Source organism: Endozoicomonas euniceicola, from assembly GCF_025562755.1.
In the GTDB taxonomy this organism is placed as follows: Bacteria; Pseudomonadota; Gammaproteobacteria; order Pseudomonadales; family Endozoicomonadaceae; genus Endozoicomonas_A; species Endozoicomonas_A euniceicola.
In genome coordinates this window covers 4466174-4492830 of sequence record NZ_CP103300.1, presented here as the reverse complement: position 1 = coordinate 4492830, position 26657 = coordinate 4466174, and the positions used below count along the sequence as shown (strand labels likewise).

General features: G+C 48.0%; 23 protein-coding genes. 11 read left to right on the top strand and 12 right to left on the bottom strand.

What is annotated here, in order from left to right:
* Positions 1 to 44 precede the first annotated feature (44 nt).
* The 5 genes from NX720_RS18055 to NX720_RS18035 are packed head-to-tail and all read left to right on the top strand — an operon-like array spanning position 45 to position 5065.
* The gene (locus NX720_RS18055; protein ID WP_262596450.1) at positions 45 to 572 is read left to right on the top strand and encodes a hypothetical protein; all 528 of its coding nucleotides are present in this window, start codon (positions 45 to 47) and stop codon (positions 570 to 572) included.
* Positions 565 to 2076, top strand: a complete 1512-nt coding sequence (locus tag NX720_RS18050) for a GumC family protein (protein ID WP_262596448.1) — start codon at positions 565 to 567, stop codon at positions 2074 to 2076. The genes NX720_RS18055 and NX720_RS18050 overlap by 8 nt, the downstream gene beginning before the upstream one ends.
* Positions 2073 to 3197, top strand: coding sequence for a glycosyltransferase (locus NX720_RS18045; RefSeq protein ID WP_262596447.1), 1125 nt, complete (start codon positions 2073 to 2075; stop codon positions 3195 to 3197). Before NX720_RS18050 ends, NX720_RS18045 begins: the two co-directional genes overlap by 4 nt.
* Positions 3190 to 4419, top strand: coding sequence for a glycosyltransferase family 2 protein (locus tag NX720_RS18040; protein WP_262596446.1), 1230 nt, complete (start codon positions 3190 to 3192; stop codon positions 4417 to 4419). The genes NX720_RS18045 and NX720_RS18040 overlap by 8 nt, the downstream gene beginning before the upstream one ends.
* A gap of 4 nt (positions 4420 to 4423) precedes the next feature.
* The gene (locus tag NX720_RS18035; protein WP_262596445.1) at positions 4424 to 5065 is read left to right on the top strand and encodes a sugar transferase; all 642 of its coding nucleotides are present in this window, start codon (positions 4424 to 4426) and stop codon (positions 5063 to 5065) included.
* Between the two features lie 17 nt (positions 5066 to 5082).
* Here the strand turns inward: NX720_RS18035 and yvcK are convergent, their stop codons facing one another.
* From yvcK to sctC, 3 genes are all read right to left on the bottom strand, one after another.
* Positions 5083 to 6006: a uridine diphosphate-N-acetylglucosamine-binding protein YvcK gene (gene yvcK, locus NX720_RS18030; protein WP_262596444.1), complete on the bottom strand. Its 924-nt coding sequence runs from the start codon at positions 6004 to 6006 to the stop codon at positions 5083 to 5085.
* Between the two features lie 37 nt (positions 6007 to 6043).
* Positions 6044 to 7633 carry a glycerol-3-phosphate dehydrogenase gene (gene glpD, locus NX720_RS18025; RefSeq protein WP_262596442.1) on the bottom strand — a complete coding sequence of 530 codons (1590 nt, stop codon included), beginning with the start codon at positions 7631 to 7633 and terminating at the stop codon, positions 6044 to 6046.
* A gap of 150 nt (positions 7634 to 7783) precedes the next feature.
* Positions 7784 to 9988 (bottom strand): type III secretion system outer membrane ring subunit SctC, encoded by a 2205-nt coding sequence (sctC, locus tag NX720_RS18020; protein WP_262596440.1) that lies wholly within the window; start codon positions 9986 to 9988, stop codon positions 7784 to 7786.
* A gap of 250 nt (positions 9989 to 10238) precedes the next feature.
* On the opposite strand from sctC, the gene sctX reads away from it, so the two are divergent.
* Genes sctX through sctV form a run of 3 tightly spaced genes read left to right on the top strand, consistent with a single transcriptional unit; the run spans position 10239 to position 13061 of the window.
* Complete coding sequence (gene sctX, locus NX720_RS18015; protein WP_262596438.1) at positions 10239 to 10610, top strand: type III secretion apparatus assembly protein SctX; 372 nt, start codon at positions 10239 to 10241, stop codon at positions 10608 to 10610.
* Between the two features lie 11 nt (positions 10611 to 10621).
* On the top strand, positions 10622 to 10921 hold the full coding sequence (locus NX720_RS18010; protein ID WP_262596436.1) for a tetratricopeptide repeat protein: 300 nt from the start codon (positions 10622 to 10624) through the stop codon (positions 10919 to 10921).
* Positions 10922 to 10973: 52 nt separating this feature from the next.
* Positions 10974 to 13061, top strand: coding sequence for a type III secretion system export apparatus subunit SctV (sctV, locus tag NX720_RS18005; protein WP_262596434.1), 2088 nt, complete (start codon positions 10974 to 10976; stop codon positions 13059 to 13061).
* Between the two features lie 8 nt (positions 13062 to 13069).
* Here sctV and NX720_RS18000 read toward each other — a convergent pair whose 3' ends face one another.
* The 4 genes from NX720_RS18000 to NX720_RS17985 all read right to left on the bottom strand — a co-directional run bounded on the left by NX720_RS18000 (position 13070) and on the right by NX720_RS17985 (position 17914).
* Positions 13070 to 13597 (bottom strand): GNAT family N-acetyltransferase, encoded by a 528-nt coding sequence (locus NX720_RS18000; protein WP_262596433.1) that lies wholly within the window; start codon positions 13595 to 13597, stop codon positions 13070 to 13072.
* 77 nt (positions 13598 to 13674) lie between these two features.
* A complete protein-coding gene (locus tag NX720_RS17995; RefSeq protein WP_262596432.1) occupies positions 13675 to 14802 on the bottom strand; it encodes an aminotransferase class V-fold PLP-dependent enzyme in 1128 nt (375 codons plus the stop codon).
* Between the two features lie 50 nt (positions 14803 to 14852).
* Positions 14853 to 16214: an FAD-dependent oxidoreductase gene (locus NX720_RS17990; RefSeq protein WP_262596430.1), complete on the bottom strand. Its 1362-nt coding sequence runs from the start codon at positions 16212 to 16214 to the stop codon at positions 14853 to 14855.
* Positions 16215 to 16279: 65 nt separating this feature from the next.
* Positions 16280 to 17914: a BCCT family transporter gene (locus NX720_RS17985; RefSeq protein WP_262596429.1), complete on the bottom strand. Its 1635-nt coding sequence runs from the start codon at positions 17912 to 17914 to the stop codon at positions 16280 to 16282.
* Positions 17915 to 18329: 415 nt separating this feature from the next.
* On the opposite strand from NX720_RS17985, the gene NX720_RS17980 reads away from it, so the two are divergent.
* Both NX720_RS17980 and NX720_RS17975 read left to right on the top strand, forming a co-directional pair.
* Positions 18330 to 18587, top strand: coding sequence for a type II toxin-antitoxin system RelE/ParE family toxin (locus NX720_RS17980; RefSeq protein ID WP_262596428.1), 258 nt, complete (start codon positions 18330 to 18332; stop codon positions 18585 to 18587).
* Positions 18580 to 18858, top strand: coding sequence for a helix-turn-helix domain-containing protein (locus NX720_RS17975; RefSeq protein ID WP_262596426.1), 279 nt, complete (start codon positions 18580 to 18582; stop codon positions 18856 to 18858). The genes NX720_RS17980 and NX720_RS17975 overlap by 8 nt, the downstream gene beginning before the upstream one ends.
* Positions 18859 to 18890: 32 nt before the next feature.
* Here NX720_RS17975 and NX720_RS17970 read toward each other — a convergent pair whose 3' ends face one another.
* The 3 genes from NX720_RS17970 to NX720_RS17960 form a co-directional block, all read right to left on the bottom strand.
* Positions 18891 to 20906 carry an RNA-binding domain-containing protein gene (locus tag NX720_RS17970; RefSeq protein ID WP_262596425.1) on the bottom strand — a complete coding sequence of 672 codons (2016 nt, stop codon included), beginning with the start codon at positions 20904 to 20906 and terminating at the stop codon, positions 18891 to 18893.
* Positions 20907 to 21019: 113 nt separating this feature from the next.
* On the bottom strand, positions 21020 to 21334 hold the full coding sequence (locus NX720_RS17965) for a hypothetical protein (protein ID WP_262596424.1): 315 nt from the start codon (positions 21332 to 21334) through the stop codon (positions 21020 to 21022).
* A 51-nt stretch (positions 21335 to 21385) separates the two neighbouring features.
* Positions 21386 to 22279 carry a TIGR01212 family radical SAM protein gene (locus NX720_RS17960; RefSeq protein ID WP_262596422.1) on the bottom strand — a complete coding sequence of 298 codons (894 nt, stop codon included), beginning with the start codon at positions 22277 to 22279 and terminating at the stop codon, positions 21386 to 21388.
* Between the two features lie 253 nt (positions 22280 to 22532).
* Between NX720_RS17960 and tnpC the strand changes: the two genes are divergently transcribed.
* Positions 22533 to 24188 carry an IS66 family transposase gene (gene tnpC / locus NX720_RS17955; RefSeq protein WP_262596420.1) on the top strand — a complete coding sequence of 552 codons (1656 nt, stop codon included), beginning with the start codon at positions 22533 to 22535 and terminating at the stop codon, positions 24186 to 24188.
* 98 nt (positions 24189 to 24286) lie between these two features.
* Here tnpC and NX720_RS17950 read toward each other — a convergent pair whose 3' ends face one another.
* Positions 24287 to 24592 carry a hypothetical protein gene (locus NX720_RS17950; RefSeq protein WP_262566054.1) on the bottom strand — a complete coding sequence of 102 codons (306 nt, stop codon included), beginning with the start codon at positions 24590 to 24592 and terminating at the stop codon, positions 24287 to 24289.
* A gap of 454 nt (positions 24593 to 25046) precedes the next feature.
* Positions 25047 to 26600, bottom strand: a complete 1554-nt coding sequence (locus tag NX720_RS17945) for a transposase (protein ID WP_262596418.1) — start codon at positions 26598 to 26600, stop codon at positions 25047 to 25049.
* Between the last annotated feature and the right edge of the window lie 57 nt (positions 26601 to 26657).

Genomic DNA, 26657 nt, shown 5'->3' with positions numbered 1-26657 from the left:
AGGTATTTAACCGGCAATTCTGTGATATGAAAGGAAACCTTGCAGTGAAAAGGACATTCAGTTTCCAGACAATCACCTTCTGGCTCATGGCTGCCTGGCTCATCATGGTACTGCCAGCACTTTCTGGCTGCACCAATAAAAATGGCCAAATGAGTCCGCTTGGGGCGGCCTTAACGGGTACAGAAGCAGAACCTGAAACCAACCAGAAACTATTAGCTTCCATCGAAAAGATGATTGAAGAACATAGAGGCAAAGGTTACAGCGACCATGCTTTTGTGCGTAAAATGTCGCTCCACTATGAGCCCAGCATTCGAATGCTGACCGATCATCAAAAGAAAATCGTTGAGTTATTCTTTCAAACGCTACCAGCCAACGATTCTATCAGTATTATTATTTCGATCTCTCCCACATCCAAAGAAAATGGTTTTGAAGACCTGCATACCTCCTGGTTACGAATACAGGATCTTAAAAACCTGTTACAAAGCTATACGCCAAATCTTGAAGAGCTTTACCAGCCCGGTCAGGCCAGGGACACAGTAGTCATTCAGGTGTTCGGAGGAAAAGGTGTCTAACGACGTACTATTAAACCTTTTCCGGCTCCTTAATATTGCCTGGGTAAGACGTTATACCATTGTCATACCCATGCTGATTATGCCTGTTATCGGTTTTGGCGTGAGTTTTCTGACACCCAAATTTTATGAAGCTCACACCACGATTCTTTTGCAGGATACCAGCGAACTCAATCCGATTCTGGAAGACTTTTCCATCTCTACCAATCTGGAAGAACGTCAGGCGGCTTTGAAAATCCTTCTTAAAAGCCGGAATGTGCTTGGGGCCGTGGCAAAAGAACTGGGCTATATAGACGACAACTCCCCGCAGAACGTAGTGGATGAACAGCTGGATGAACTGTCTCGCTCACTGTCGATTTTTTTTGGTGGTGAGCTTATCAAAATCTACTATCGCTCTGAAAACAATACAGACATTGCCTTTCTGCTTGAGACGGTTACCAAACACTTTCTTAAAATTGTACTGGCTCCCCATAAATCCTGGACCACTACCTCAGAAGACTTTCTGTCCAACCAGCTTGAACGGCAAAAAGTGGATTTAAAAGAGGCAGAAAAAAAGCTGTCCGATTACAAAGCCCGTTACGCTCTGGAACTGCCCCAGCTTCATAAAGCGAATATCGAGCGGCTGGCTGAGCTAAGACAGCTGTTAACGGAAAAAATGACCGATCTGGCGGGTGCAGAAGCCGCTATGGAAGAGTTCAACAGCAACCTGGCTCAAACCAACCCGGTTATCGGTAAACTGGAAGAGCGGCTGATCAACATTCGCGCCGAGCTGAGCATGCTGAGATCCCGTTACACGGAGCAGCACAGCAAAGTACGAGCTGCCGCCAGGGAGTTTGATCGTCTTGAAAGTGAACGAAAACGGCTGATATCAGAAACCTCCCAGCTAAAGCCTGAAGATATTAAACGACTGTGGAACCTTGCTGCCACCAGTGCTGCGGGGAGCGTTGATATGGGTACTCAGGGCACAGCCACCACCATTCTGGCCTCTCAATTACAGGCTGTGCAGGACGCTAACGCCAAAGTGACCGGCCTGAGAAATGAGGTAGAAAGTATCAGAGAGCAGTCCGAGAATCTTGAAATCAGGGTTCGGGATTTTGCGGAAGTGGAGCGCAGCCTGACTGAGTTGCAACGGGATTATGACATCAAGCTCAAGCTCTATGAAGATTTCCTGAACCGTTTCGAGATGGCAAGAGTGTCTGGTGACCTGGGCCGTTATGAAGAGATGGAACGGGTAAAAGTGATCGATAAGCCATTTACCCCCAGTCGACCCAATGAAATACCAGCTGTTCTTTTCATTGTTGCAGGCTTTTTCGCCGGACTTGGCATAGGTACAGGCCTGGCCGCTATTTCAGAAATATCAGACACCAGTCTGCGTTTGAGAGAAACGGTGGAGACCATGACAGGCTTACCGGTCATCACCCGTCTGCCATCATTGCCCCAGGCTCTGCCACTGACTTATAACCCGCAGACCGACTCATTCTCACATGAAGAGGGGGCAAGCGCATGAAACAGCCCGTCATCGCCCAGATTGCCCAGCAGCTTGCCCCCGGTGGCATTGAAACAATGGTTCTCGACCTGCAGAGTGGGGCAGACAATCCTGAGCAGGTACATATCATCAGCCTTGAAGGAACAGAAGCTTCACTGAAAGAAAACTGGCCAAGGTTACAAAATATTCCCCGCCTGCATGCTCTCAACAAACAGCCGGGCATTCAGATGTCGACTATCCACCAGCTGGCTGATTTACTCCGCTCCCTCAAGGTTGATGTTGTCCATACGCATCATGTGGGCCCCATGCTTTACGGAGGGCTGGCCGCTAAATTAGCTGGCTGCGGTCATGTTCACACCGAACACGATGCCTGGCATCTGGCTAACCTTAAGCGCAGAATTCTGGTGGGTACCTTTTTCCATCTGCTCAGGCCAACCGTTATCGCTGATGCCCGGCTGGTGTCACAGAGCATTCAGCGTTACATTCCCATGTTCTCCACAGAAGTCATCATGAATGGCATCAGCACAGAACGCTTTCAGCCCGGTGACCAGAGTCAGGCCCGTCACTACCTTGGACTTCCCACCGATGTACCCATTATTGGCTGCGCCGCCCGGTTAACCCCCGTAAAGTCCCACGATATTCTTCTATCCGCTTTTGCCCGACTGCCCGGACACACGCACCTGGCACTGGCCGGCGGTGGTGAGTTGGAAACCACACTGCGTGAGCAGGCTGCCTCTCTTGGTATTTCCGACCGGGTGCATTTTCTGGGTGTTGTCCAGAACATGCCTCTGTTTTTCCAGGCCATTGACGTTTTCTGTTTGGCTTCACAGCGAGAAGGTTTGCCATTGTCGCCTTTAGAGGCACAGTCTTGTGGCAGAAATGTCGTTCTGACCGATGTCGGAGGCTGTAGTGAAGCCACTGCCCCGGATTACGGTTTGCTTGTGCCAGCAGGCGATATCGACAGCTTATCAACTGCCTTGCAACGTCAGCTGAACGAAGGTTGCACTGACAGTGCCAGACTGTCTGCCAGAACCTTTGTGAAAGAACACGGCGACATGAAACGCATGATTGCCCAATACCAGAGGTTTTACCGGCACAGTATCGGGCAGCAGGGAACATCCGGGGAGGGCTGTGATGCTTGACGGGTTAGCCCTTACTCTGTTTATTGTCGCGTGCCTGGTGATTATTTATCATCATGCCGGCTATCCCTTGTTACTGCGTGTACTGTCCAGAAAACACCCCTCGCCACCGCCTTATTTTCACCGGCATTTCAACATTACGCCTCTGGACTTGATGTTACCCAGAATCTGTCTGGTCATGCCTGCCCACAACGAGGCTGACACTATTTCAGACAAAATCTACAACCTTGGAACCCTGGACTATCCGGAAAACAAACTGCGCATCATTATTGTCTGCGATGGTTGCACCGATGCAACGGCTGACATTGCCAGAGGCGCTGCAAAAGCCAGAGAGAACAGGCATCTCACCATTGATGTGGTCGATAAGCCGGACAACTGTGGCAAGGTGGCTGTTCTGAATGAAGCGATCAGCCTCTGCGACTGCGATGTGGTGGTTCTGTCCGATGTATCAGCACTGCTCTCTATAGACAGCTTATTGATTACCGCTTCCCAGCTCAGTGAAGAAGACACCGGTGTCGTGTGCGGCAGCTATCAGTTTTTCCAGTCACTAAATGCAGGCGAACAGGCTTACTGGGCCTATCAGCGCCAGATCAAGACCAGTGAAAGTACGATTGGCGCTACCCTGGGTGTTCATGGCGCATTTTATGGATTCCGTCGCAAACTGTTTGAACGACTGCCGCCGGATACCATCAACGACGATTTTGTTCTGCCCGTCAATATCGTCATGAAAGGCTACAAATGCCTTTATGACCCAAGAATTGTTGCGGTTGAACTGGAACAGGCCTGCAACGAAATGGACTTCAATCGTCGCAAGCGAATTGCAGCCGGCAATGTTCAGCAGGCTATTCGCTGTATTGGTTTATTGCAGCCACGTTTTGGCAAGATCGCCTTTAACTTTTTCTCAGGCAAATTCCTGCGCCCAATGATGCCGGCTTTTCTCTTTCTGGCGCTGGTTTCATCAGCCTGGCTGGCTTCCAGCCACTGGTTTTACGCACTGGCCTTTGCTGGTCAGCTAATCGCCTACCTGATTTCAGTGCTTTGCATACTGACGGGCAGCCAGCCTGACTGGAAGCCCCTGAGAGTGATTTATTACATCGTTTCCGGACACCTTGCCATGGGCATCGGCTTGCTACGATATGCCTTTGGTCTGGAGTCAGGGCAATGGAAAAAGGTCGAACCTGGTTCGACTGCCAAAAGAAGTAAGGGAAGTACCCAAGGAGTTTAATATTATGAAAGACGTCACTTATGTTCACCCTGTTACTGCCATTGGTAAGCGGGCAATGGACATGACGATAGCTATTATCGGGCTGATGCTGACACTACCCCTGTTCCCGCTGATCGCTATTGCGATCAAAATGGACAGCCCGGGTACTGTGTTTTACCGACAGATGCGAATCGGCTACCAGCGGGACAACTATATCAGCCTGTTTCAGATGGTTAAGTTTCGCTCCATGTGTGCTGATGCCGAAGCCAAAAGTGGTCCGGTGTGGGCGCAGAAAAATGATCCGCGAATCACCAGGCTGGGGCATTTCCTGAGAAAAACCCGTCTGGATGAACTGCCACAACTCTGGAATGTACTGGTTGGCGATATGTCCATTGTTGGCCCAAGACCCGAGCGCCCCGGCCTGTGCAATAAGCTGGAAAATCGTATTCCTTTTTATACGGAACGCACTTACGACGTAGTGCCGGGCCTGACCGGTCTTGCCCAGGTTAACCTTGGATACGATGAAAGCATCGATGACGTTCGCAGCAAAGTGGCTTACGACCACGCTTATGCACTGGCGCTGAGCAGCCCGATGGACTGGTTAAAAATGGACACTTTCGTTATGTTCAAGACATTGATGGTAATGGTACTCGGAAAGGGGCAGTAATCCGGTGACTACTGCTCTCAGCTGACTTTATCAGAGAGGTGCTGCTGGGCAATAAAGTCCAGGGCTTTTCTCATGGCTTCCCGGCTGTGAGCACCTTCCTGATGCGAGTCAGAAAGTGGCAGCTGTCGTATCGCACAGCGAACCCCTTCCGGAGGCTCATACTCTTCAGGCCACAACAACACATCGGGGTAAACTCCCGTCATCGCTTTCATCCAGTCCAGCTTTTCAGCAATAGGCTGTTTGCCGACAACCGTTGTCTCCGGATTGATATTACCCACAAACACCTTCAGGGCACTTGGGTTATTGTTAATCGCTGCGGCAATGTCTTTCATCAGCAGAGAAGGCAAAATACTGGTCATAAAACTGCCAGGTCCGAGAATAATCATATCGGCCTGTTCAATGACAGTAACGGCTTCCGAAGTAGGTTTGATATCAGGCAGGAGCATCAGTTGGTCAGGCCGTTTATCCAATGCGTCAATAATCGTTTCACCGACTATTTTTTTACCATCCAGCATAGCGGCCAGTCTGGCGGGTTCCTCAGACATTGGAATAAGCTGAGCCCCAACCTGCAACATTTTGCGAATGAGGTTAACAGCATCCAGAGGGCGAACACACATTTGGTCCATTGCCAGCATAATCAGGTTGCCCAGATTGTGACCACTGAGTTCCCCGCTGTTTTTGAAGCGATATTCAAACAGGATTCTGGCCAGGTTAGGGCTATCAGAACAAAGCTGGTTAAGGCAGTTGCGCAGATCGCCCCAGGCAATACACCCACTGGCTTCCCTGAGCCGGCCTGTTGAACCGCCATCATCGGTGGTGGCAACAATGCCTGCCAGCTTTTCTTCCATAAAGCCAAGGCTGGCCATGACACGTCCCAAACCATGTCCACCACCGATGGCAACAATTTGACGACACTGGTAGAGTGCTTTTAAGGATTCCATTGAATGTCGGATAAGCCAAATAAGAATAATAAAAGGATTATAGATTATTAATAATACTATCGTCTCGATCTGGCTTATGGTTAGCCTGACTGATCAAGATGTCGCCTTCAGACGGTGAAAATCGTTCAGGCACTAACTCGGGAAGACGATTCCGCAGATAACTCTCCAGAACATCCGCCTGATCACCCGACAAAAAAATTCCCAGCTTACTGCGACGCCAGAGTATATCATCGACACTGTAAGCCCACTCGTTGAGTATCAGATAATCCACTTCAGCCGCATAAAGGTCGGCTCCGAAATATTGCCCAAGGTCATCTGCACAGGACGCTTCCTGCAACCATTGCCTCGACAAAGAGCCATAACTTTGACAAAGCCTGCGGACAAATGAATCCGTCAGCCATGGGTAGGCATTCTGAAGACTTTCTATAAACGACTCGGGAGACTCAAACCCATCAGTCCCCGGAAGGCGATGGCCTGCTGTCCATGACGACCTCATCTCAGGAAAATAGCCCGACAGTTTCTCAGAGGCAGACTCCGCCAGCTTTCGATAGGTTGTCAGCTTACCGCCAAACACTGACAACAACGGCACACGACCTTCTACATCTTCAAGCTCAATGGTGTAATCCCTGGTAATCGCCTGTGGTGAATCGGACTCATCCTCACACAATGGCCTCACACCCGAGTAACTCCAGATAACATCCTCTGGCGATACCTTGTTTTTAAAATGCTGATTAACAACGTCACATAAATAGCGCTTTTCTTCTTCAGAACAGGACGCTGAAACCGGATCGCCATTGTATTCAACATCCGTCGTACCAATCAGGGAGAACTGCTCCAGCCAGGGCGTCACAAAAACAATGCGCCCATCCTGATTCTGCAGAATAAAGGCTCTCGGTTCGTCGTGAAGCTTTGGTACCACGATATGACTGCCTTTAATCAACCGTATCCGGCGTGGAGCCTGTTGACTGAGTACTGAATCAAACAGGGAGCTCACCCAGGGACCCGCTGCGTTAACCAGGGCATGACAGGTTACTTCGGTTTCTATGCCTGTCAGTCGGTCTTTCAGCAAAACATGCCAGAGTTGATTGTCACGCCATGCTTTCACCGCTTCTGTCCGGGTCAGAACCGTACCACCCAGACGCTGCAAAGACATCGCATTCAACACCACCAGCCGGGCATCATCGACCCAGGCATCAGAATATTCAAAGCCCTGAACAAACTCTGGTTTCAGGGGGGAGGTTTCTGAAAACCAGACTTTTTGTGATCCGGGCAAAGACACCCGTGAACTGAGATAGTCATAGAGAAACAGTCCTGCCCGAATTAACCAGGCAGGTCTGAGCTGAGGCCTGTGAGGCAAACAGAAGCGCATTGGTCGGGCAATATGGGGCGCTATTTTTAACAACACTTCACGCTCACCCAGGGCTTCTTTAACCAGCCGAAACTCATAGTGTTCAAGGTATCTGAGGCCGCCGTGAATCAGCTTGCTGCTGGCCGAAGAAGTCGCACCCGCCAGATCATCTTTTTCACAGAGTCCAACCGTCAGACCACGCCCGGCACAATCGACCGCAATCCCTGCGCCATTGATGCCACCGCCCATAACAAAGACATCAAAGTCTGCTGTTTTCATTGTTTTTTTTAAAGCTACAGCCATCGTTTTTTCCAGCCCTTAAGGTCATGGAAAACCATCATACGACCAATAACGAATAATTACGAATCATAAGGAAAAGAAGCACCCAACAACGAATAGCGGAATGTGAAAAGCGGTATCGATACCTGATCAGGTATCGATACTGATGATCCGGGGCGTGATAAGGAACAGGCGAACCTGCTGGCGGTTAACCGTTTTTTCATTTCGAAATAGCGTACCCAGAACGGGAATATCCCCAAGGACCGGAACTTTTGTCATATTCTCGGTTTTTGTTTCCTGAACAAAACCACCGATCAGCAGACTTTCAGATTCATTAACAACCGCCTGAGTACTGATTGAGCTGTTACTGACTTTAGGCAGTGAAGCACCTTCCGCAGTCTCATCACCACCGTTCTGGATATTCACGCTCATGTGAATTTTCCGGCCTTTTTTCTCGTCAACGATTCTTGGTGTTACCTGTACAACAGTTCCGGATGTCACGGGGAACAGCTCAGCGTCTTCGGTGCTTTCAACTTTGACATAAAAGGTACTGCTGCTATCAAAAACAGCTTCAAGGTTGTCCAGTGTCAATATGGAGGGCCTGGAAACGATTTTTGCCCGACCTTCATCAGCCAGCAAACTCAGCCGCGCATTAAAACTGCCCAGATTCATACCCACTACCGTGGTAAATGACTGAAAGTCCTGAGCATGGGCGGAGCCTGCCGGATCAAACTTAAGTTCGGAACTGGTACCACGGGTATTGTTCCAGTCAACGCCTAGCGCAGAGATATCCTGTGAATTCACATCAATAATTGAAACACTGACTTCAACCTGGGCTGAGGGCTTGTCCAGGGATTTAATCAGCTCTTCGTACATGGGCATCTTGGACTCAAGATCATGGACGATAATCGCATTCAGCCGGGGGTCGGCATTAATCAACACGGTCTCAGCCTCAGCCCCTGAATTTAACTGCTGCGCTCCAGAGCTGGCTGCATCCTGGGCTGCCCTTAATGCGGCTTTTTTCTCTGCCGACCGGGTGACACCCTGAGCCGGCTTGAGAGAAGGATTAGCCAGAGTCTGTCGGGTAACCTGGGCGACCCCGCCACCACTGACAATACTGCGCAACAGCGTAGAAACGCCCGGCACCACAACCTGCTGCCCTCGAAAATTGAATTGTTTGTCTGTTGCCCAGGCGTATTTCAGACGAAACATTCTTACGGACAGCTGGCTCTTTTGCCGGTCACCTTCTTTTTTATCCAGCAGCTCGGCTGTTTGAGTCACCATTTCCACATAGCGGGGTGGACCGGAAACATAGACCAGTCCATTCTTTGGCTGCTCTTTCCAGAAAAAACGACCATCCCAGATGCCCACACGCTTGAGCGTTTTCTTGAACTTATCAATGCTCATGTAGTTCAGGCTGATAATCTTCTGCCGGGCGGCATTACCGTTGTAAACGTAGAGCGTGTGTCCATCGAAATACCAGATAAAGCCATAGACATTCGACATGTGATCCAAAAAGTCGATGGGCGTCAACGGCCCGATTTTACCATTAACCTGCCCCACCAGATCTTCAGCCAGAATAGTGGGGATATAATAGCTGGCCGCAAAGTTCTGCAGAACTTCCGCTAAATCTTCTCCGCTGCCGTAATAGGCGTAAGGACGCTCACCAAAAGCTTCCAGAGATGGCGAAGAATCATCAGGTACGTTTTCCGATTCATCCATTTCTGTTTCAGCTTCCGTTTCAACCTTCGCCTTCGCCGCTATATTCTGATTCAGCATTTTGGCATCATTATCCAGAGGCAGATCAAAACCAGTCTGCTGCGGGGGTTGCTTTAAAGGTGGCTTTTGCTTCGCTGAATTCAGCTGGTAGTTATAATCAACACTCTCTACACCCTCCATCCCGGAACTCATCGGATGGTCGCCCAGCCATTGCTGCAATTTATAATATTCTTCCTGGGTAGGCCGGGCTTCTCTGGGGGGAAATGACTGGGCATCAAGGGAGTTTGGCTCCTGCCTGTGCGGCTGGGCTGGCAAGCGTTCAACAGGAATGTAAATAGTCTGTCCGGTCATCAGCCGGTCAGGATTAGTAATATTGTTGTAAGAGATCAGTTCGTAAATATCGAACCCGTAGTTTTCAGCAATTATTGCCAGAGTTTCATCGGGTCGAACTATATGACGGCGGGCATTTTCTTTATCTATATGAGCCCAGTTGCTGTTTGAAATAGCATTTGAAGCAACGTTTGAAGCAACCAGCGTGAACATAACAGGAATAAGCAATGTCCACTTAACGCAGCGGTTTATGCACTGACCCGCAGAATGATCAATACAATGATACAGCTTGATAAGAAAGCTCATTACACGAGTGCCTCCATGCCAGTCTCGCTACAGCTTACATCAAAAACTTAATCAAACAGCCATTATTAGTACTTCGTCAATTAGCACAAAAAAATAAAGTTTTATTGGTGAAATCGATAAGGAATTTCATTTAATTGACAGTGTATCCAACTCCGTTCCCTAATTCTAACGCTTTTAGCCTGATCGCTTTCAGGTCATCACCAGATGGCCGATGAAATGCCTATTCAGTTTCCCCGGGAAAAATACGACGATGGATGTTTCATTTAACAGCGGCCTGTCAGGAATTTCCAGAGTAGCCGCCGATGCGGTGGATAAAGACTTTCCAAAAGATAAATCCTCATTTAAGCCTTCCGGCGAAAGCATCACCGCTCACTTCTGGACAGCCCTGGAAATGGGCCGGACTTTTCAGAACCGGGAAAAACGCTTTGCCATGAACGTAGACTCGTCATCGCTATCACTGACACCTGATGAACATCACATGATGACCAATATGGCATTAGCGATTTTCGAGCAGCACAAAAATGAAAGTCCTCAATTTCAGAAGGCGCTTGACGTATTACAGGAATCTAAAGAGCTTCAGGAAATGCTGATGATGAGCCGTAATATTCTGGTGGCAGGGTAAGGAGACATTCTATGGATAAGGCGCTGAAAGAGTGGTTATTTTCCCAGGCTGCTTATTATCTGGAGTATTTACAACCCCGCAAATCCATTGCCCTACTCGAAGCCATGCGTCAGATGGAGCCTGAAAACCCTGACGTTCATCGTATGCTGAGTTATGCCTACCTTCAGACTGACCAGCCTGCAGAGTCCATTAAGGCTGCCGATAATTTTCTGCAGTACGTGAAGCCCGGCACCGACACCCGTGCCATTAAATGGATCAAGGGGCGCGCCCTGCTCAGGAAGAAAAAGCTAAAAAAAGCAGCTGTTCGCTAACCCCCGGCTTTGTGTCTGAGCGTTTACGCCCCCGAACAATCAGGCTGAATGCATGAATCCAGTTCTTATCGCTCTCAACAAAATGGGCCAGCGCAACGACCTGATGCTGGCGGTTTTGCTGGTAGCCATTGTTGGCCTGATTATCCTGCCCATGCCCACCCCGGTGGTGGATTTTCTGATAGCCCTGAACATGGGCTTGTCCTTTATTCTGATGATGACGTCTATTTACCTGAGGTCGCCCCTGGAGTTTTCGTCTTTCCCTGCGGTGCTGCTGGTAACCACCCTGTTCAGGCTGTCACTGTCCATTACTACCACCCGTCTGATCCTGTTGCAGGCCGATGCCGGAGAGATTGTCTACACCTTTGGTAATTTCGTGGTGGGCGGCAACCTGATTGTAGGTATTGTTATCTTCCTGATCATCACCATTGTGCAGTTTCTGGTGATTACCAAAGGTTCAGAGCGTGTTGCCGAAGTCAGCGCCCGTTTCTCTCTGGATGGTATGCCCGGCAAACAGATGAGTATCGACGCCGACCTGCGTGCAGGCTCCATTGAAATGGAAGAAGCCCAGCTGCGCCGTGAGCTCGTGCAGAAAGAAAGCCAGATGTACGGCTCTATGGACGGCGCCATGAAGTTCGTAAAAGGCGATGCCATTGCCGGCCTGATCATTATCTTTGTGAACATCACCGCCGGAGTAGCCATTGGTTCCACCATGCTGGGGCTGAGTGCCGGTGAAGCCCTTCAGTTATATGCCATCCTGACCGTAGGGGACGGCCTGATTTCCCAGATCCCCGCCCTGCTGATCTCCATCACCTCCGGTATTATCGTTACCAGAGTATCGAACGAAGACTCCAAAGACCTGGGTAATGAAATTGGCGGGCAACTGCTGGACAAGCCTAAGGCGCTTATGGTGGGGGGCGTTCTGCTACTTTGCTTTGCACTGATCCCCGGCTTCCCGACCCTGACCTTCCTGTTCCTGGCTGGTTTTATCGGCGGCGGTGGTTACTACCTGCTGAAGAAAGCTGCCAAAGCTGAACATGATGAGGCTGAGGGCGGTATTCCTGCCATGGCCGCAGCTACCGAATCGCCGGACAAGGCCAGGTCACGCCTTGACCAACAGGAAGAGTTCACCCAAACGCTGCCATTGATTATTGACGTACCCACATCCATTCAGGAAAGTCTGGATACCCAATCGTTAAACGACGAATTACTGAAAGTCCGTAAAGCCCTTTACATGGACCTGGGCGTGCCTTTCCCCGGCATTCACCTGCGCTTTAATGACTCCATGGCAGACAACACCTACTCGATCCTTTTGCAGGAGGTCCCTGTTGCCAGCGGCTATTTCCGACCCGGTTATATCTTTATCCGTGAATCCATTGACCACCTGGAAATGCTGAAAATCCCTTTCGAAAAAGAAGATGATTTTCTGCCCGGACTGGACACCATCTGGGCCACTGAAGATAAGAAAGAACGTCTGGAAAAAAATAATGTTAACTTTATGGACGCGCCTAAAATCCTGACCTTCCATCTGGCTCATGTCCTGAAAAAGTACTCAGAAGAATTTATCGGTATTCAGGAAACCCGCTACCTGCTGGAGAAAATGGAAAGCTCTTTCGGTGAACTGATCAAGGAAGTGCAGCGTTTATTGCCCGTGAACAAAATTACTGAAATATTCCAGCGGCTGGTATCCGAAGATATTTCCATTCGTAATCTCCGCTCTATTTTGCAATCACTGGTGGTCTGGGGACACAAAGAAAAAGAGGTCGTGCAACTGACGGAGTATGTCCGCTCTTCATTAAAACGTTACGTCAGTTATAAATACTCTAATGGTAAAAACATGCTACCGGTCTATTTGCTGGATCAGGATGTGGAAGACGCCATTCGTGGCGGTATTCGACAGACTTCAGCAGGCAGTTATCTGGCACTTGACCCGTCACAGTCGGCACGGTTTGTGGAAAACGTTAAAAATACCGTGGGTAAAATCGGTCATCTGGAACACAAACCGGTACTGATTACGTCCATGGACATTCGTCGCTACGTGCGTAAGCTGCTGGAGCTGGAAGTGTATGATCTGGCAGTATTATCACATCAGGAACTGACGGAGGAGATTACGGTTCAACCGCTGGGCCGAATCTCTTTATAAAAAGCTCTTTATGATGCGTCGGGATTAACCAGCGCATACAGAAACTGGTCATAAAAGCGTTCACCTTTATAAATGTGTTTCCGCAGAATACCCTCACGCTGATAACCACACTTCTCAAGGGCTTTGCAGGAACCTTCGTTGTACTCCACAACGTCGGCAAACAACCGGACAATATTCTTCTTTTTGAACGCATAATCTGAAACAAAGGCCAGGGCTTTTGACATGACCCCCCTGCCCCAGTGTTCTTCCGATATCCAGTAGCCAATCTCAGCGGAATGTCGATGCACATCCAACTGCGCGACAAAGCCGATTTCACCAATGGCTTCCTGTCCACTGGCGATCACAAAACGGGTGTCCGACTCATGCTCTTTTACGTGCTGAATCCACGCCCTGGCATGCTCAATCGTGTAAGGACTTGGAAAGCTGTCTCTGAGATTCCGGGCAATATTGACATTGTTGCCATGGCGGGATATAGCCCCTGCATCACCATACAGAAAGCCTCTGACACTGTATCCATCACCCAGATCAAATCGCATATCCATTGCCTTTGAAAAGCCATCAACAGATAGGTCATCGGCTTAACAGAGACAGCCTTGAAAGCCTGGCGGTAGCGTTAAAAAATTTTGCTCAGGGCTTTATCCAGTGAAGCAATAGTCCGGTCGATATTATGCAGCTTGTCCAGACCAAACAACCCCAGACGGAATGTTTTGAAGTCTTCAGACTCATTGCACATCAGCGGAACGCCACCAGCAATCTGCAAACCTTCCTCAATAAATTTCCTGCCGGTCTGAATCTCACTATCAGAGGTATAACTAACAACCACACCCGGTGCCTCAAAGCCCTCTGCTGCCACAGACTTGATTCCTTTTTCAGTCAGTAATTCACGAACCCGCCGACCCAGCTCCAACTGTTCTTCACACACCTTATCAAGCCCATAAGCTTCAGTTTCTTTGACAGTTTTATAAAAAGTATTAAGAGCATCCGTTGGCATGGTCGCATGATAGGCGTGACCACCCTTCTCATAGGCTTCCATAATCTGGAGCCATTTTTTCAAGTCACAGGAAAAGCTGCTGCTTTGAGTACCCTCAATTCGGTCACGAGCCAGCGGACTCAGCATTACCATGGCAGAACAGGGGGAGCTGCTCCAACCTTTCTGTGGTGCACTGATCAGAATATCAATCCCGGTTTTGCCCATATCAACCCAGATTGTTCCAGAGGCGACGCAGTCAAGAACCATCATGCCACCCACAGAATGAACGGCATCAGCGACAGATTTAATGTACTCATCAGGCAGCATCATGCCGGAAGAGGTTTCTACGTGGGGTGCAAAGACAAATTCCGGCTTTTCGGCAAGGATTCTGGCAACAACTTCTTCTACAGGTGCCGGAGCAAACGGAGCGTCAATAGCATCACTTTCAGGGCGCGCCATCATCACAGTATGCTCTGAAGGAATATTCCCCGTTTCAAAAATCTGGGTCCAGCGATAGCTGAAGAAACCATTACGGATGACCAGGCATTTTTTATCAGCGGCAAACTGTCTGGCGACGGCTTCCATGCCATAGGTGCCCCCACCCGGCACAATGACAACAGAATGAGCGTTGTATACCTTTTTCAAAGTGGCAGAGATACCCTTCATAACCCCCTGAAAGGTGGTCGACATATGGTTTAGAGAGCGGTCGGTAAATACTACGGAATATTCAAGCAACCCGTCCGGGTCAACGGTGTCGAGTAAAGCAGCCATTATGGCACTCCTTGAAGATCAGTTGTTTTAATTACTATTTAATGAACCATTCAATGAACACGAGCACCCTGCTCCACAAGGGCTTCCTGCAATCTTTGAATATCAACATCCGCTACATTAACGCCATCTTGCAAAGACAAAGCGGCTGCCACCCCCGCACCCTGCCCGGTAACAGCACAGCAAATCATATTACGGGTAGCAGCATGGGAAATTTTATCCCCAGCAATGCAGCGACCGGCTACCAGCAGATTTTCGACATGTTGTGGAATGAGTACGCCATAAGGGATTTCGAAATAACGCCCGGTAGTGGGAAGAATAATGATGCCGTAGCCGTCAATAAATTCAGGGAAGATGCCAATGGAGTCATCAAATCGCCCCTGGTTACGGATGTCTGATTCAGTGATCGTGCCACGCCCCTCAATAATGCGGGATTCACGGGTTCCCAGAGTCATACCAAAGTTGCGGAGTTTGGCGCGCTCAAAACCGGGAATGTAAGCTCGCAGCGCATCAATGGCCCATATCGCCTGCTGACGACCTTCCATTTCAGCTTTGGTTAAGTCCCGTACATCGGTACAGTCATAGCCAAAGGAATAGACCATATTCATTTGGCAACCTTCACCCGCTTCCGTAATGGTACTCCAGGTACCGGCTATTGCCTGGGCATTTCCTGGAATAATGCCATCTTCCTGAGCCTTGTTAAAAGCCTCTTCAATGTAAGGACTGAACATGTCGTCTTCCTTGCCGGAAGTCTCAACACTCCAGTTTTTTCCCCAGTCTCCATACGTTGGTTTGAGTTCTGTACGAACATAGGTTTCAAACTTTTCCTTATCGACCCCTGCACAGTTGAATATGACAGTCACGCCCATCAACTTATCCCTGTCATCCTTGGTAAATGGCGCGCCGGCCAGAGCCGCAATATCCGCATCGCCGGTACAGTCAATAATCCGTTTAGCCAGAATAGCCTGACGGCCGGATTTACCTTCTACAATAATCCCGGTAACGACTGCCCCTTCCTTAATCACATCCACTGCCTGACAATGCAGCAATGGTTCGACTCCGGCGTCCTGGATCATTCGGTCTGCAACGTACTTAAAACCTTCCGCATCAATAGCCTCACTGATGGACTGAGGCTCAGGCCGGGTAAAACCAAGCTCTTTCGCTTTTATTTCGTATTCACGACAAATGCCTTCTGAATCAACAGTCCCCTCATGGCGATACCAGGCAATCCCCTCAACCCCAACCTGAGAAATAACACCGCCAAAGCAGCCATAACGTTCAACAATCATGGTTTTTGCACCCGCCCGTGCCGAAGCTATTGCAGCCGTCAGCCCGGCCGGGCCACTACCCACAACAAGTACTTCTGTCGTCGCTAATACAGGTGTTTCTTTTGGCGGCTCAGTGATTGAGAACATTTTTAGACCCCGGAGTAAAATCAGGCCCTCTGAGAGAATAGCCTGATCAAAGCCAATAAAATCAATTAAACGTTTGCAAGAGAGGCAGCTATTTCTTCGTCCTGTTCAGGGAAAGTGGCTGGATCAAGATAAATTCGGCCCTCACCATCCGGAACAGGAAAACCGTTCGGGCAGTCCTGATTAATCTGCTTAATAAAGCTACGGGCGATGATTGCAATCACAAAACAGAGCGGGAAACCTGTCAAAATAGAGACGGTTTGCAGGGGCTTAAGACTTTCAGGATTAATAAAATACAGAGCCAGGGATACAACACCGGCAAGAACCAGCCAGAAAGCAACATTCCACTGAGCCGGATCTTCATTTTGCTGCATTTGTTTTTGGGTAGCAGCCGCCAGGGAATAGCCAACAGCACAGTGACCAGTAATATAAGAGATCAGGGCAATCATACCGAAAGCAAAAACAAACACAGTACCAAACGGCATCTGCTCAAGCATGGAGTAAACCACGGCACCACGCCCCTGTTCATTCATAAGACTCATCAGGTCTAAAGTACCAGACATTTGCAGTTTAATGCCCAGACCTGGCAGTACCATGTAGAACACCATACAGCCCAGAGAGCCGGCTACCAGGCCGCCAAGAACGACTTCACGAATCGTTCTGCCTTTGGATATCTTGGCAATAAACAACCCAAATGGCAGGGCATAAACCACCCACCAGGAGAAATAGAAGACAGTCCACGCCTGCGGGAAACCGCCCTCGCGGATCATATCAGTCGCAAAACTCATATAGACAAAGTTCTGCAACATCAGACCAAGACCTTCTACTGATTGATTAAGAATAAAGGCGGTTGGGCCACAGATCAGGATTGCCAGCAACATAAGGATATCGGCCCGGACATTCCACTCGCTCAGGACTGCGACGCCCTTTTTCAATCCCATAAGCAAAGCCATCAGAGGGATAAAGGTCCAGAGGAAGATGACAAAAGTATCCAGAAAGGCATTACTGGACTCCCAGCCCATCACATAAACAATAGCGTTGGATATCATGGGAGTGCCCAAAGCCAGAGAGGTCATTACCCCGCCTACCATGCCAAACATATAGAGGAAATTAATTAAATGACCAGCAATGCCATCAGCACTCTTGCCAATAACCGGGCGGGCGAACTCGCTCATTTTCAGAGTGGGTTTCTGGCGCACAAAGAAAAAATAGGCAATGGGAATAGCGCAGGCAATATACCAGGCCCAGGCTGAGGGCCCCCAATGGAACATGCCGTAACTCGATGCCCATTGAGCAGCTTCAACACTGCCGGGTTCAAGCCCGAACGGAGGGGCTTGCATAATCCAGATCCACTCGACAGCACCAAGATAAAGTACACTGCCGCCAGTACCGGAAGTAAAAATCAACCCCAGCCATGTGAAGGTTTTGAATTCGGGCTTCTCTCCTTCTTGCCCTAATACGATTCCGCCATAACGCGACATCGCCAGATAGATGCAGAATAAAACAATGCCAAAAGTAGCCAGCAGGAAAAACCAGCCTAACTCTCCCGTAGTGAATGCGTGAAGTTTACCCATAATCTGACCGCTATTTTCAGGATCGTATAAAAAGAAAATAGCCATAATCAAAGTGAGGATTGTGGCAGGCCAGAAAACAGCCTTATCAATGGTATCCCCTTTATTCAACGCGTGTTGCGAAACACTCATTTCAGTCTCCCGCCAAGTATTATTATTTTTTAAAGACAGTGATATTCCGGCTGATTTTTAGCCAGAGCCTCTTTTTTAAAGCAAAGAAAACCCTTGTCGTTAACTGTTAAAATTAAACGACAGAAATTTTTTATCGCCAACAGGCAGGCAATTAACCAGTAGAATCCGGTTTTATTATTAGTGATTCAGTTCGGGGGCTGCCAGAAGAACTAGAGCATAAAGCACCTGCATCCACCACAACAGAAAATCTGAAATGGGCTCCTGATCTACCAAAGCATTCAGAACCTTCCCCTGTTATCTTCACCCTGAACTTCACTCGCACAAGTTGTCACAAAACAACAACTTTTTCATAGATACAAATCAACAAAGCACGGAAGTTTACGCATCAGAGTGAGGGGTCGGGGGGGCTTGTTCGGTGTTGCAACTGATTGAGGAGCTTGATGTCGTACCAACCAGCCATCTGAAAAAACTGGTTAACACTGATGATATCTGGGAAGTTCGGGTACAGTCAGGCAGTAATATTTTTCGCCTTCTGGGCTTTTTTGATGGTGATAATCTTGTCGTCCTCAGTCATGGTTTTCAGAAAAAGACACAGAAAGCACCGATAAAAGAAATCAGGTTAGCAGAAACGCGCAAAAAGGGTTATCTAAAAAGGAGGCATGAGTATGAGTGACTTAAAGAAATATATAGAAAATAGAAAAAAGAACGATCCGGTCTTTGCAGACGAATTTGATGAAGGCTATGAAGCCTTCAAATTTGGTGTTTTGTTAAAAGCGGACAGAAAGGAAGCAGGCCTTACCCAGCAGGAGCTTGCAGACAAACTTCAAACCCAGAAAAGTGCTATCTCCCGCATTGAGAACAATTCAGAAGACGTGAAACTTTCAACTCTGGAACGATTTGCCTCAGCACTGGGTAAGAAACTGGAACTCAGGCTGGTGGTATAGTAGCCCTGCCTTTTTCAATCAGGCAGGGGGGATCAGGTCGCCTGAGCAGAGGTATAGGCCTGTTTTGGCGAGTTTGGCTCTAAAGGAAAAGCTCTAAGTAGCTTTTTATCTCTCACCATCCGGTTCAGGTGGCTCTGCCTCAGAGGATCCGGAGATCGGCTCAGTAATTCAGCCAATACTCTTAAGGACAGGTAGCACTTCTTACAGGCCGCTATGATAACCTGCTCCATTTCATCTACTGGCAGCCTCTTCTTTTTTCTGGCTATTTCAGTAAGTTGCAGCAAATCATCAAGCAAGATTCTGTCAACATTTTCCAGACTCGTGATAATGAGTCTTCCGTCCTGATGCCTCTCCATAGCCGGGTGACTTTCATCGGAGTTTATATCCGTATCATCGGAGTTAGCTGCTAAACCATCGGAGCTGATTACGAAACCATCGGAGCTCAGGCTCAAATCATCGGAGCTTTTATAATCAATACCCATATAACCAGAGGCGGAAACCAGCTCTGTAGGAACCTCTTGAGGAAAGGGGATATCTGGCGTTGGAAGATGCGCCCCCGGCAAGCAATAGACCATACCTCTACCGCTGCCACTGGTTTCAAGCAACCTTTCTTTTACCAGTTGTTGAAGGGCGCGAGATATATCTGACGGATGTTCGGTAGATATTTCCTGTAACCGCGCATGATTGACCACTGACTCAATCCCGGCTGTTGCCAAAATAACACGCTCCAGACTACCAAGTCGGGTAAACCTGTTACCGAAGCGCTCTATCAACTGCGAAATAGTTTCTTGTGGCAGCAAATCAATCATTCGAAGTTCAAGCAGCGTCTGTTCAGGCTCCACACGTTCATGAAGACGAGGCTGCCGCCAGTGCTGACTGGACCAGCTGCTATAAATTTTCGGGATGCCTGAGCCTGCCCTCTCACCCAGGCCTATCATCAGAAACATCTGATGAATAGTTCTGTTGCGACAGTCACTATCGCCTCCCTGTATAGCCTGCTCAATAGGAATTCGCATCAGGCCGGGGTTACGAAAGCCGAACATATCTGGTCTCTTGACCACTAATACAGACATTCGCCCTGAATAATCGGCATGTACCAGGGTGTTTACCAAAGCTTCCCGAAGTGCCTCATGAACAGGAGTGTGGTCTTTTCTCTGCCCACCATCCAACTGAAAAGGTACTTTGAGATCAGCGGTCAATTTATTGATAACTCTACGATAGAAATCAAACAGGTTTCCAGACCATGTGCCATCAAGCGTAATTCGGTCAATCCAGCGAAGCTCAGCTTTGGCTTCAGATCGCTCCTGATAATCCAGAAGATAATTAGACACCCCTTCCTGAATAGCGGGAAGCTGACCGAACATTAACAAACCTGCCAGTGTTAAGCCTTCCTCTCCAGTCTTACGGTTCTTACGCCATCCCCCAATACAACGAAGAAACTCCTGATGGTCGTGCTTATTGTATGGATGTGTTGGTTTATGGTTCTGGAGCATTTGGCGGTAGTCCTGCAAAGACTCCATATCCAGATCAGCCAGAGTAAAGCCATCAAGCAAGCGAGTATCCCGACTCTCTTCAACCTGCTCGGCCAACATCCTTCGTACATTTTCCGGGTTGCACAAATGATCGCCTTCATTGAAACGACGATAAGTACCCTGCATAGGGTTGCTGTTTAAGTAGACAGGTTTTTGTTGACGGTTCGCTCTCGGGACATGAATTCGAATAACAGTCTTATCACCCAAAGTGATTGGCTGAATATCCTGATCATCGAGATAGTTGACACTGACTTTGGCTGAGTTCAGTGTGTTCCATAAATCAGCAATCATCTTATCTGCTTTGACTACCCCAATGACTTTAAATGCCCCCACAGGCTTCTCACGAACACCGAGAAATATATCACCTCCATTGGTATTAGCCATTGCACTGAAAGTCTTCCAGACATCCTTAGGCACTTCACCCTGCCCATTTTTTCCACCTGCCAGCTTAAACTCCACTTCGGTTCCTTCTTTCAAGCTGACGATATCTTCAAGGGAGCTGATCGTTTCTGTCATATAAGCAATATTCCGGAATAGAGTGTGGAGAAACAGGAGATATTATCAAGGTAAGCTCTGCACGATAACACGAACCAACCTCCTGTTCAGCCTTAAGTCAATCTGCTGACTGGTCAGCTGGTGCATAGCGGCAAAATCCGCAAAGCCTGCAACAACAGCCTGACCATCCATTTCGACCATGGTTCGCAGAATCTGGTGTAATCCAGCTGTAGGTTCGAGGGATATAGGGGGTAGTTTGCTATTGGAATACGCCCTCCGCAACCAAACAGGCCAAAGGGGGTGCGGCTGAGCATATCCAAAGACGTTGCAATCAGACCAATCTGCAACGCATCGTAGTATTTGAACAGGTTGTCATAGACGTTACAGATGGAACAGTGGGATTCGTCGGTAATAATCAGGACAAAGTAACCCACATCGAACTGATCCATGATATTCATCATGCTCGGGCAAGTTGCGATAATTCCTGGCTTAACTGGATGTCAGGTAGTGCCCTCAAGCTTCCTGTAAATCATTCCAAGGATGTCCCACTTCTTCATTGCCCATTCCGGCGACAGCAGATATTGCCGCTCTCCAGACCCGGTCAGGCGGTGAAACAGCAAATGCTCTGGTGCGCGACGAATGACTTCCGCCATAACATCCGTGTACTCGTCCATGGTCATCTCTTTTACCCGGCCATGCTTCCAGTCCCGGGCCAGCTGTGTTCCCTTAACAATGTGCAGGGGGTGAACCTTGATGGCATCAACGCCCAGTGCAACCACCCGGTCAAAGCTGGTCAGGGTATCTTCTGGTGCCTCACCAGGCAGCCCCATAATCAGATGAGTACAAATTTTTAAACCAAAGCATTTGGCTCGTTTTACAGCATCTTCATATTCGGCCAATCCATGTCCCCGGTTAACAGCTATCAATGAAGCATCAAAAGTGGACTGCAGACCCAGCTCTAACCAGACTTCATAGCCTCTGTCCTGATACTCTTTCAACAGTGCCAGTACCGGATCAGGTACACAGTCCGGGCGAGTACCAACGGCCAGACCAATGACATCAGAGTCAGACAAGGCTTCGTCATAATAACGACGAAGGTCTTCTACGGAACCGTAGGTGTTGCTGTATGACTGAAAGTAAGCAATGAACTTGCCCGCTCCAGTGCGTTTGGAAACCTTCTCTTTTGCGGATTGAATCTGGGCAGTAATATCACCGGCATTGGTGGTATCAGGACTGAATGAAGCATTATTGCAAAACGTACAGCCACCGATTCCTTTCGTGCCATCACGGTTTGGACAGGTGAAAGAAGCATTAACTGAAATTTTGTGGACTTTCTCACCGTACTTCGCACGCAAATAGCGTCCAAAGGTATTGACGAATCGTGTCATGTCCATACAAGAAGGCACCCGGAGTTTAACAAAAGAACGACAACATAATGCTTGTTTGATCAGCCGCCTATACGCACATCACGAGGAATTGGGAAAAGGTCTGACAGACTGTTTGCGGGATACTCTTGCCGGGTTAAAGCTACACAGGTTGATTGTAAGCATTCGGTGAACCCATCTGAAGCATGACTATTTGACCATGTTCAACTATATTTCCTGAATGCTTTCTTCAGTTCTTTCCACTACCACTGAAGCTGATATCGTGAAAACACCTTTTGCTTATGCGCGAGTAACGCTAAGCAAAATGGAGTACATAGAGCTCAAAGCGCAAGCGAATCAGTGGCACAGCCAATGGCTGCGCGCCCGTCAACGGGAGCGGGAGGCGCTTGCCCAAATTGCACAGATTAAGGTCAAACATCAAGAAGAAATCAGTGCTTTTCAGGTGCAAATTGACCAACTAAAAAACCAATTAGCGCAAATGCAGCATTTGGTGTTCGGACGCTCTACAGAAAAGACATCAAAAAAATCAGGCAATCAGCAAGAAGGTTCGGGCTCCGGGCAGAAATCTGACCGCAAGAAAGGACAGCAAAAAGGCTCAAAAGGACATGGTCGAAAGAACGTCACTACCTTGCCCGTGATTCCTGAAGACCTCGTGATACCTGATGATGAGCAACATTGCACTCATTGTGGTCTTCCTTTTAGTCCATTCCCCGGCACGGAAGATAGCGATGTTATCGAAGTAGAAGTTCAGGCTCATGTCCGTCGTTACCGCCGACATCGCTACCAGAAAACCTGTCAGTGTTCACAAACCCCGGGGATTATTACAGCGCCTGAACCGGCGAAACTCATTCGTAAAGGCAAACTGGGCGTCTCTGTATGGGTCGAAATCCTGCTGCACAAATACGCTTTCGGCATTCCCATTAACCGACAGCTGCAAGATTTTCGGATGCGTGGACTTGATCTCTCTCAGGGCACCGTGACAGGCGGGCTACAAACCATTAAACCGCTGTTTGAGCCCATAGTAGAGTCTATCAGGGAGCGCGTTATAGCGGGTCAGCAGTGGCATGCCGATGAAACTCGCTGGATGGTATGGTCTGATGACCAGGGTGCCAAAAAACACTGGTTATGGGTGTTTATGGTGCAGGAAGCCGTCTATTACAGCGTGGACGACAACCGTTCAGCCCGGGTTCCCAAAGAGCTTCTGGGTAAAAGCAATGGTATTCTGGTTTGTGATCGTTACTGCGCCTATAAAAGTCTCGCCAATGAAAATCCAGATATGTTTTTAGCTTTCTGCTGGAGCCATGTGCGCAGAGATTTTATCAATGCCCAGAAAGGCAATGATGAACTGGAAAAGTGGAGTGCCACTTGGGTAAACCGTATTGGCAAGCTTTACCATTTAAATGACCAGCGTCTGGAACATCAGAGGCAACCTGAACAGTTTTTCAAATACGACAAAGTTCTCAAAGAATATCTCGGCCAGTTAAAAGAGTGGCGGGATAAAGAGTTGGAGCGTCCAAAGCTTAAGGAACGTTGTCAAAAAGTCCTTACCAGCCTGAAGAATCACTGGGAAGGGCTAACTCTGTTTGCGGACTACCCAGAAGTCCCTATGGATAACAATGCTGCTGAGCGATCCCTGAGAAACCCCATTGTCGGGCGCAAGAATTATTACGGTGCAGGCAGTGACTGGAGCGGAGAGTTAATGGCCTGGCTGTTTTCAGTGTTTATGACGCTGAATCTTTGGGGTATAAATCCCTGGGCATGGATGACAAAGTACCTGCAAACCTGTGCAGACAATGGTCGTGTAGCACCTGATGATTTGTCTCAATGGCTGCCTTGGCTAATGACGGATGCACGCCTTAAGGAGCTTAGGAATCACAGCCCGCCTTGTGAAAATGGCTTAGTAACACCCCTTTCCTAAAATCAGACAAGTGCTTCCTGGAATCGTACACAGGAGAGGGGTGTTATGGGTTTACCGAATGCTTACGGTTGATTCACTGAAAAAACCTGTGTCTTAAATCAATCCGCTTTTTTCATACGGTCAATGACTTCATCAACAACCGCTTTGACTTGCTCTTCATCAGCCGCGAGGGACAGGGTGTTATCATCCGGAGCCACTCGCCATTCAATAATGCGTTTAGCCAGCTTGCGGGCCATGACTCCGACGATGTCGTCAAGATAGGTGTCGTTAAACATTGGCAAGTGCATAAATCGCAGGTGAACCAGCAGTTGCTCAGGCTGCCCGTCTTCTTTCATGTGAATGGCAAAGTCACCGGGGTCTGTGGTGCTCTGACTGATCGTTAACGTGAAGTGTTCACCGCTCATAAAATTCTCCTGACTGACTAAGTCAGTTGTCGGCCCTGACATGGACGGCTAAAGATTATTTTTTTACACAGATTGGAAATAACGATTTACCCTGTTTAGAACTGTCGTCCCATCCCTTATCTCCTTCGGAACTGCCATTGTCAGGCAGCTATCAGAAACAAGGCCGATATATCTATCTATAGTAAATAGTGTCCATGCCTACAGTGTTTCCGGTATCTCCAGCGGTATCAAAGGGTTACGACCTAATATTTGCCAACATTTACGACAGCGACAGGGCAACTTTACCTATCACAGAAGGTTCCAGAATCGCATACACTCCATCAGTTTAAAGACCGCAAGCCCAACACAGGCAAAGGTTCTTTCCTCGTTAATCCTAAATTCAGCAGTTGAACGCCACTGAGCCATGCCATTAGGAATAGCTTCTCACGGTTCTGAGCAGCGTTTTTTTAAGTCATTAGCCCGATCGAATTAATGGTTGCATCGTAATAACCTGCCCTTTTTTCAAAAATTTTGAGACCGCTTTCGTTAAAATACGACACCATGCGTTAATTGGATTCAACTGCGGTGCGATACTTTTGATTGAATCAAAAAAATCACACAGTTCACTTTGTAATTTCGCAATTTTATACATCCATCGATGCTGGCTTGTCAGCTTTATTTTCTTTTGGTTGCCAGAGTGGGTCAGCTTGCCAATTGAACTCATTAATAAGGGACGGCTGGTAATTGATTCTTTATGGGAGTCCGGATTACTCAATCGAACGTATAGCGTCCACCAGTTGTAAACCAAGGCAACCATTCGGGCCAGCATTCGACATCTTGCCATATCTTTTGTTACATAACCGCCCCAGCCCCATTGGTTTTTGATTTCATCAAAGTTATTTTCACAGTCAGCCCTATTGCGATAATGATTAATGATCGAGACTATATCATTATCAAGAGATGTGACCAGAACCGAATACTCGTAAGCTTTTATATTTTCTGGCTCTTCTATTAATGCTAACGTTTGTTGACGTTCTTTTATTCCTTTTTCCAACATCGGTATTTCATTTTCAGGACGCCGTCTTCGAACAATAATTATGCGTCTTTCTTTTTTCCAACCTGACAGTTTAATTACGGATTCTTTTCCCTCCCAATGGTTGTCGTATTTTACCCATCCTCCGCTACAGTGTGCATTCCCTATGGCTTTCTTAACGTTGTCGTGCTTCTTCATTTTAAAAAGATAATGACAACCAGCATCTTCCAATTCGCTCATTACCCGGTCACTTCCCCAATCACAATCACCACGAACAAATTCAGGCCAGCAGCGTTTTGGAAGTCGATTTAATAGCTCCATTAAACCGGGTAAAGAGTATTTACTTTGACTTTGATTTCCGGGTCTGACTTCAACCTCCAGTATTAATTTAAGATTAGCCATCATATATGAGTGGTAAGTATGAGAGGGTCTCCCTTTCTTATGTGGGTTATAGCCATTAACCGCTCCTTCCTGATGCCCATAAATGGTTTTCACGGTAACATCAACATCCATAATCCATGGAATGGTTAATAACGGATCAAAACAGAGATGGAGGTGTTTTTGCATCCATTCAACGCCTTCATCTTCGTCAATCTTCTTTAAACCACGCCTGGCAGAATCATCGCTGACAATTTTTTTCATCCCGAGCAACTGAGCGTTTACTTTATCACCAATAATTGTTCCGATATGCGCATAGCGTTTATGTCCTGAAAGAATGGAAAGCATTAATGAGCCAATCACATCCACTTTTTGAGGGGCGTTTGGGCTTTTATAAGTTAGTGGGCAATCGTTAACCCAGGGTTCAAATCGGTGACCTGTTTTTAAAAACTGTATAAAAAAAGGAAGCTGTCCCATTGGGGTGACCGATGCTTCAGGCTCCCACTCGACATGAATTTTACCGTCGAAAGAATCGACTTCGAGTTTGACGGATAAGGGATCTTTTTTCATTTCAGACAACTCACCCTTTGGGGGAGTGGGTTTTGGTGGTCGAACCATCTTCGAGCCCTCAATATTGTTGAGGGTTAGAGTTTAGCTCAGGGGTTAACCGCTGAA

Bases quoted from the DNA above. Each gene is read 5' to 3' on its own strand.
- NX720_RS17990 (WP_262596430.1), bottom strand. From the start codon at position 16,214: ATGTTCTCAATCACTGAGCCGCCAAAAGAAACACCTGTATTAGCGACG.
- NX720_RS17970 (WP_262596425.1), bottom strand. From the start codon at position 20,906: ATGACAGAAACGATCAGCTCCCTTGAAGATATCGTCAGCTTGAAAGAA.
- NX720_RS17960 (WP_262596422.1), bottom strand. From the start codon at position 22,279: ATGGACATGACACGATTCGTCAATACCTTTGGACGCTATTTGCGTGCG.
- NX720_RS17995 (WP_262596432.1), bottom strand. From the start codon at position 14,802: ATGGCTGCTTTACTCGACACCGTTGACCCGGACGGGTTGCTTGAATAT.
- NX720_RS18000 (WP_262596433.1), bottom strand. From the start codon at position 13,597: ATGCGATTTGATCTGGGTGATGGATACAGTGTCAGAGGCTTTCTGTAT.
- NX720_RS18010 (WP_262596436.1), top strand. From the start codon at position 10,622: ATGGATAAGGCGCTGAAAGAGTGGTTATTTTCCCAGGCTGCTTATTAT.
- NX720_RS17985 (WP_262596429.1), bottom strand. From the start codon at position 17,914: ATGAGTGTTTCGCAACACGCGTTGAATAAAGGGGATACCATTGATAAG.
- glpD (WP_262596442.1), bottom strand. From the start codon at position 7,633: ATGAAAACAGCAGACTTTGATGTCTTTGTTATGGGCGGTGGCATCAAT.
- NX720_RS17975 (WP_262596426.1), top strand. From the start codon at position 18,580: ATGAGTGACTTAAAGAAATATATAGAAAATAGAAAAAAGAACGATCCG.
- sctX (WP_262596438.1), top strand. From the start codon at position 10,239: ATGGATGTTTCATTTAACAGCGGCCTGTCAGGAATTTCCAGAGTAGCC.
- yvcK (WP_262596444.1), bottom strand. From the start codon at position 6,006: ATGGAATCCTTAAAAGCACTCTACCAGTGTCGTCAAATTGTTGCCATC.
- NX720_RS18045 (WP_262596447.1), top strand. From the start codon at position 2,073: ATGAAACAGCCCGTCATCGCCCAGATTGCCCAGCAGCTTGCCCCCGGT.
- NX720_RS17945 (WP_262596418.1), bottom strand. From the start codon at position 26,600: ATGGTTCGACCACCAAAACCCACTCCCCCAAAGGGTGAGTTGTCTGAA.
- sctC (WP_262596440.1), bottom strand. From the start codon at position 9,988: ATGAGCTTTCTTATCAAGCTGTATCATTGTATTGATCATTCTGCGGGT.
- NX720_RS18040 (WP_262596446.1), top strand. From the start codon at position 3,190: ATGCTTGACGGGTTAGCCCTTACTCTGTTTATTGTCGCGTGCCTGGTG.
- NX720_RS17965 (WP_262596424.1), bottom strand. From the start codon at position 21,334: ATGGATCAGTTCGATGTGGGTTACTTTGTCCTGATTATTACCGACGAA.
- sctV (WP_262596434.1), top strand. From the start codon at position 10,974: ATGAATCCAGTTCTTATCGCTCTCAACAAAATGGGCCAGCGCAACGAC.
- NX720_RS17950 (WP_262566054.1), bottom strand. From the start codon at position 24,592: ATGAGCGGTGAACACTTCACGTTAACGATCAGTCAGAGCACCACAGAC.
- NX720_RS18035 (WP_262596445.1), top strand. From the start codon at position 4,424: ATGAAAGACGTCACTTATGTTCACCCTGTTACTGCCATTGGTAAGCGG.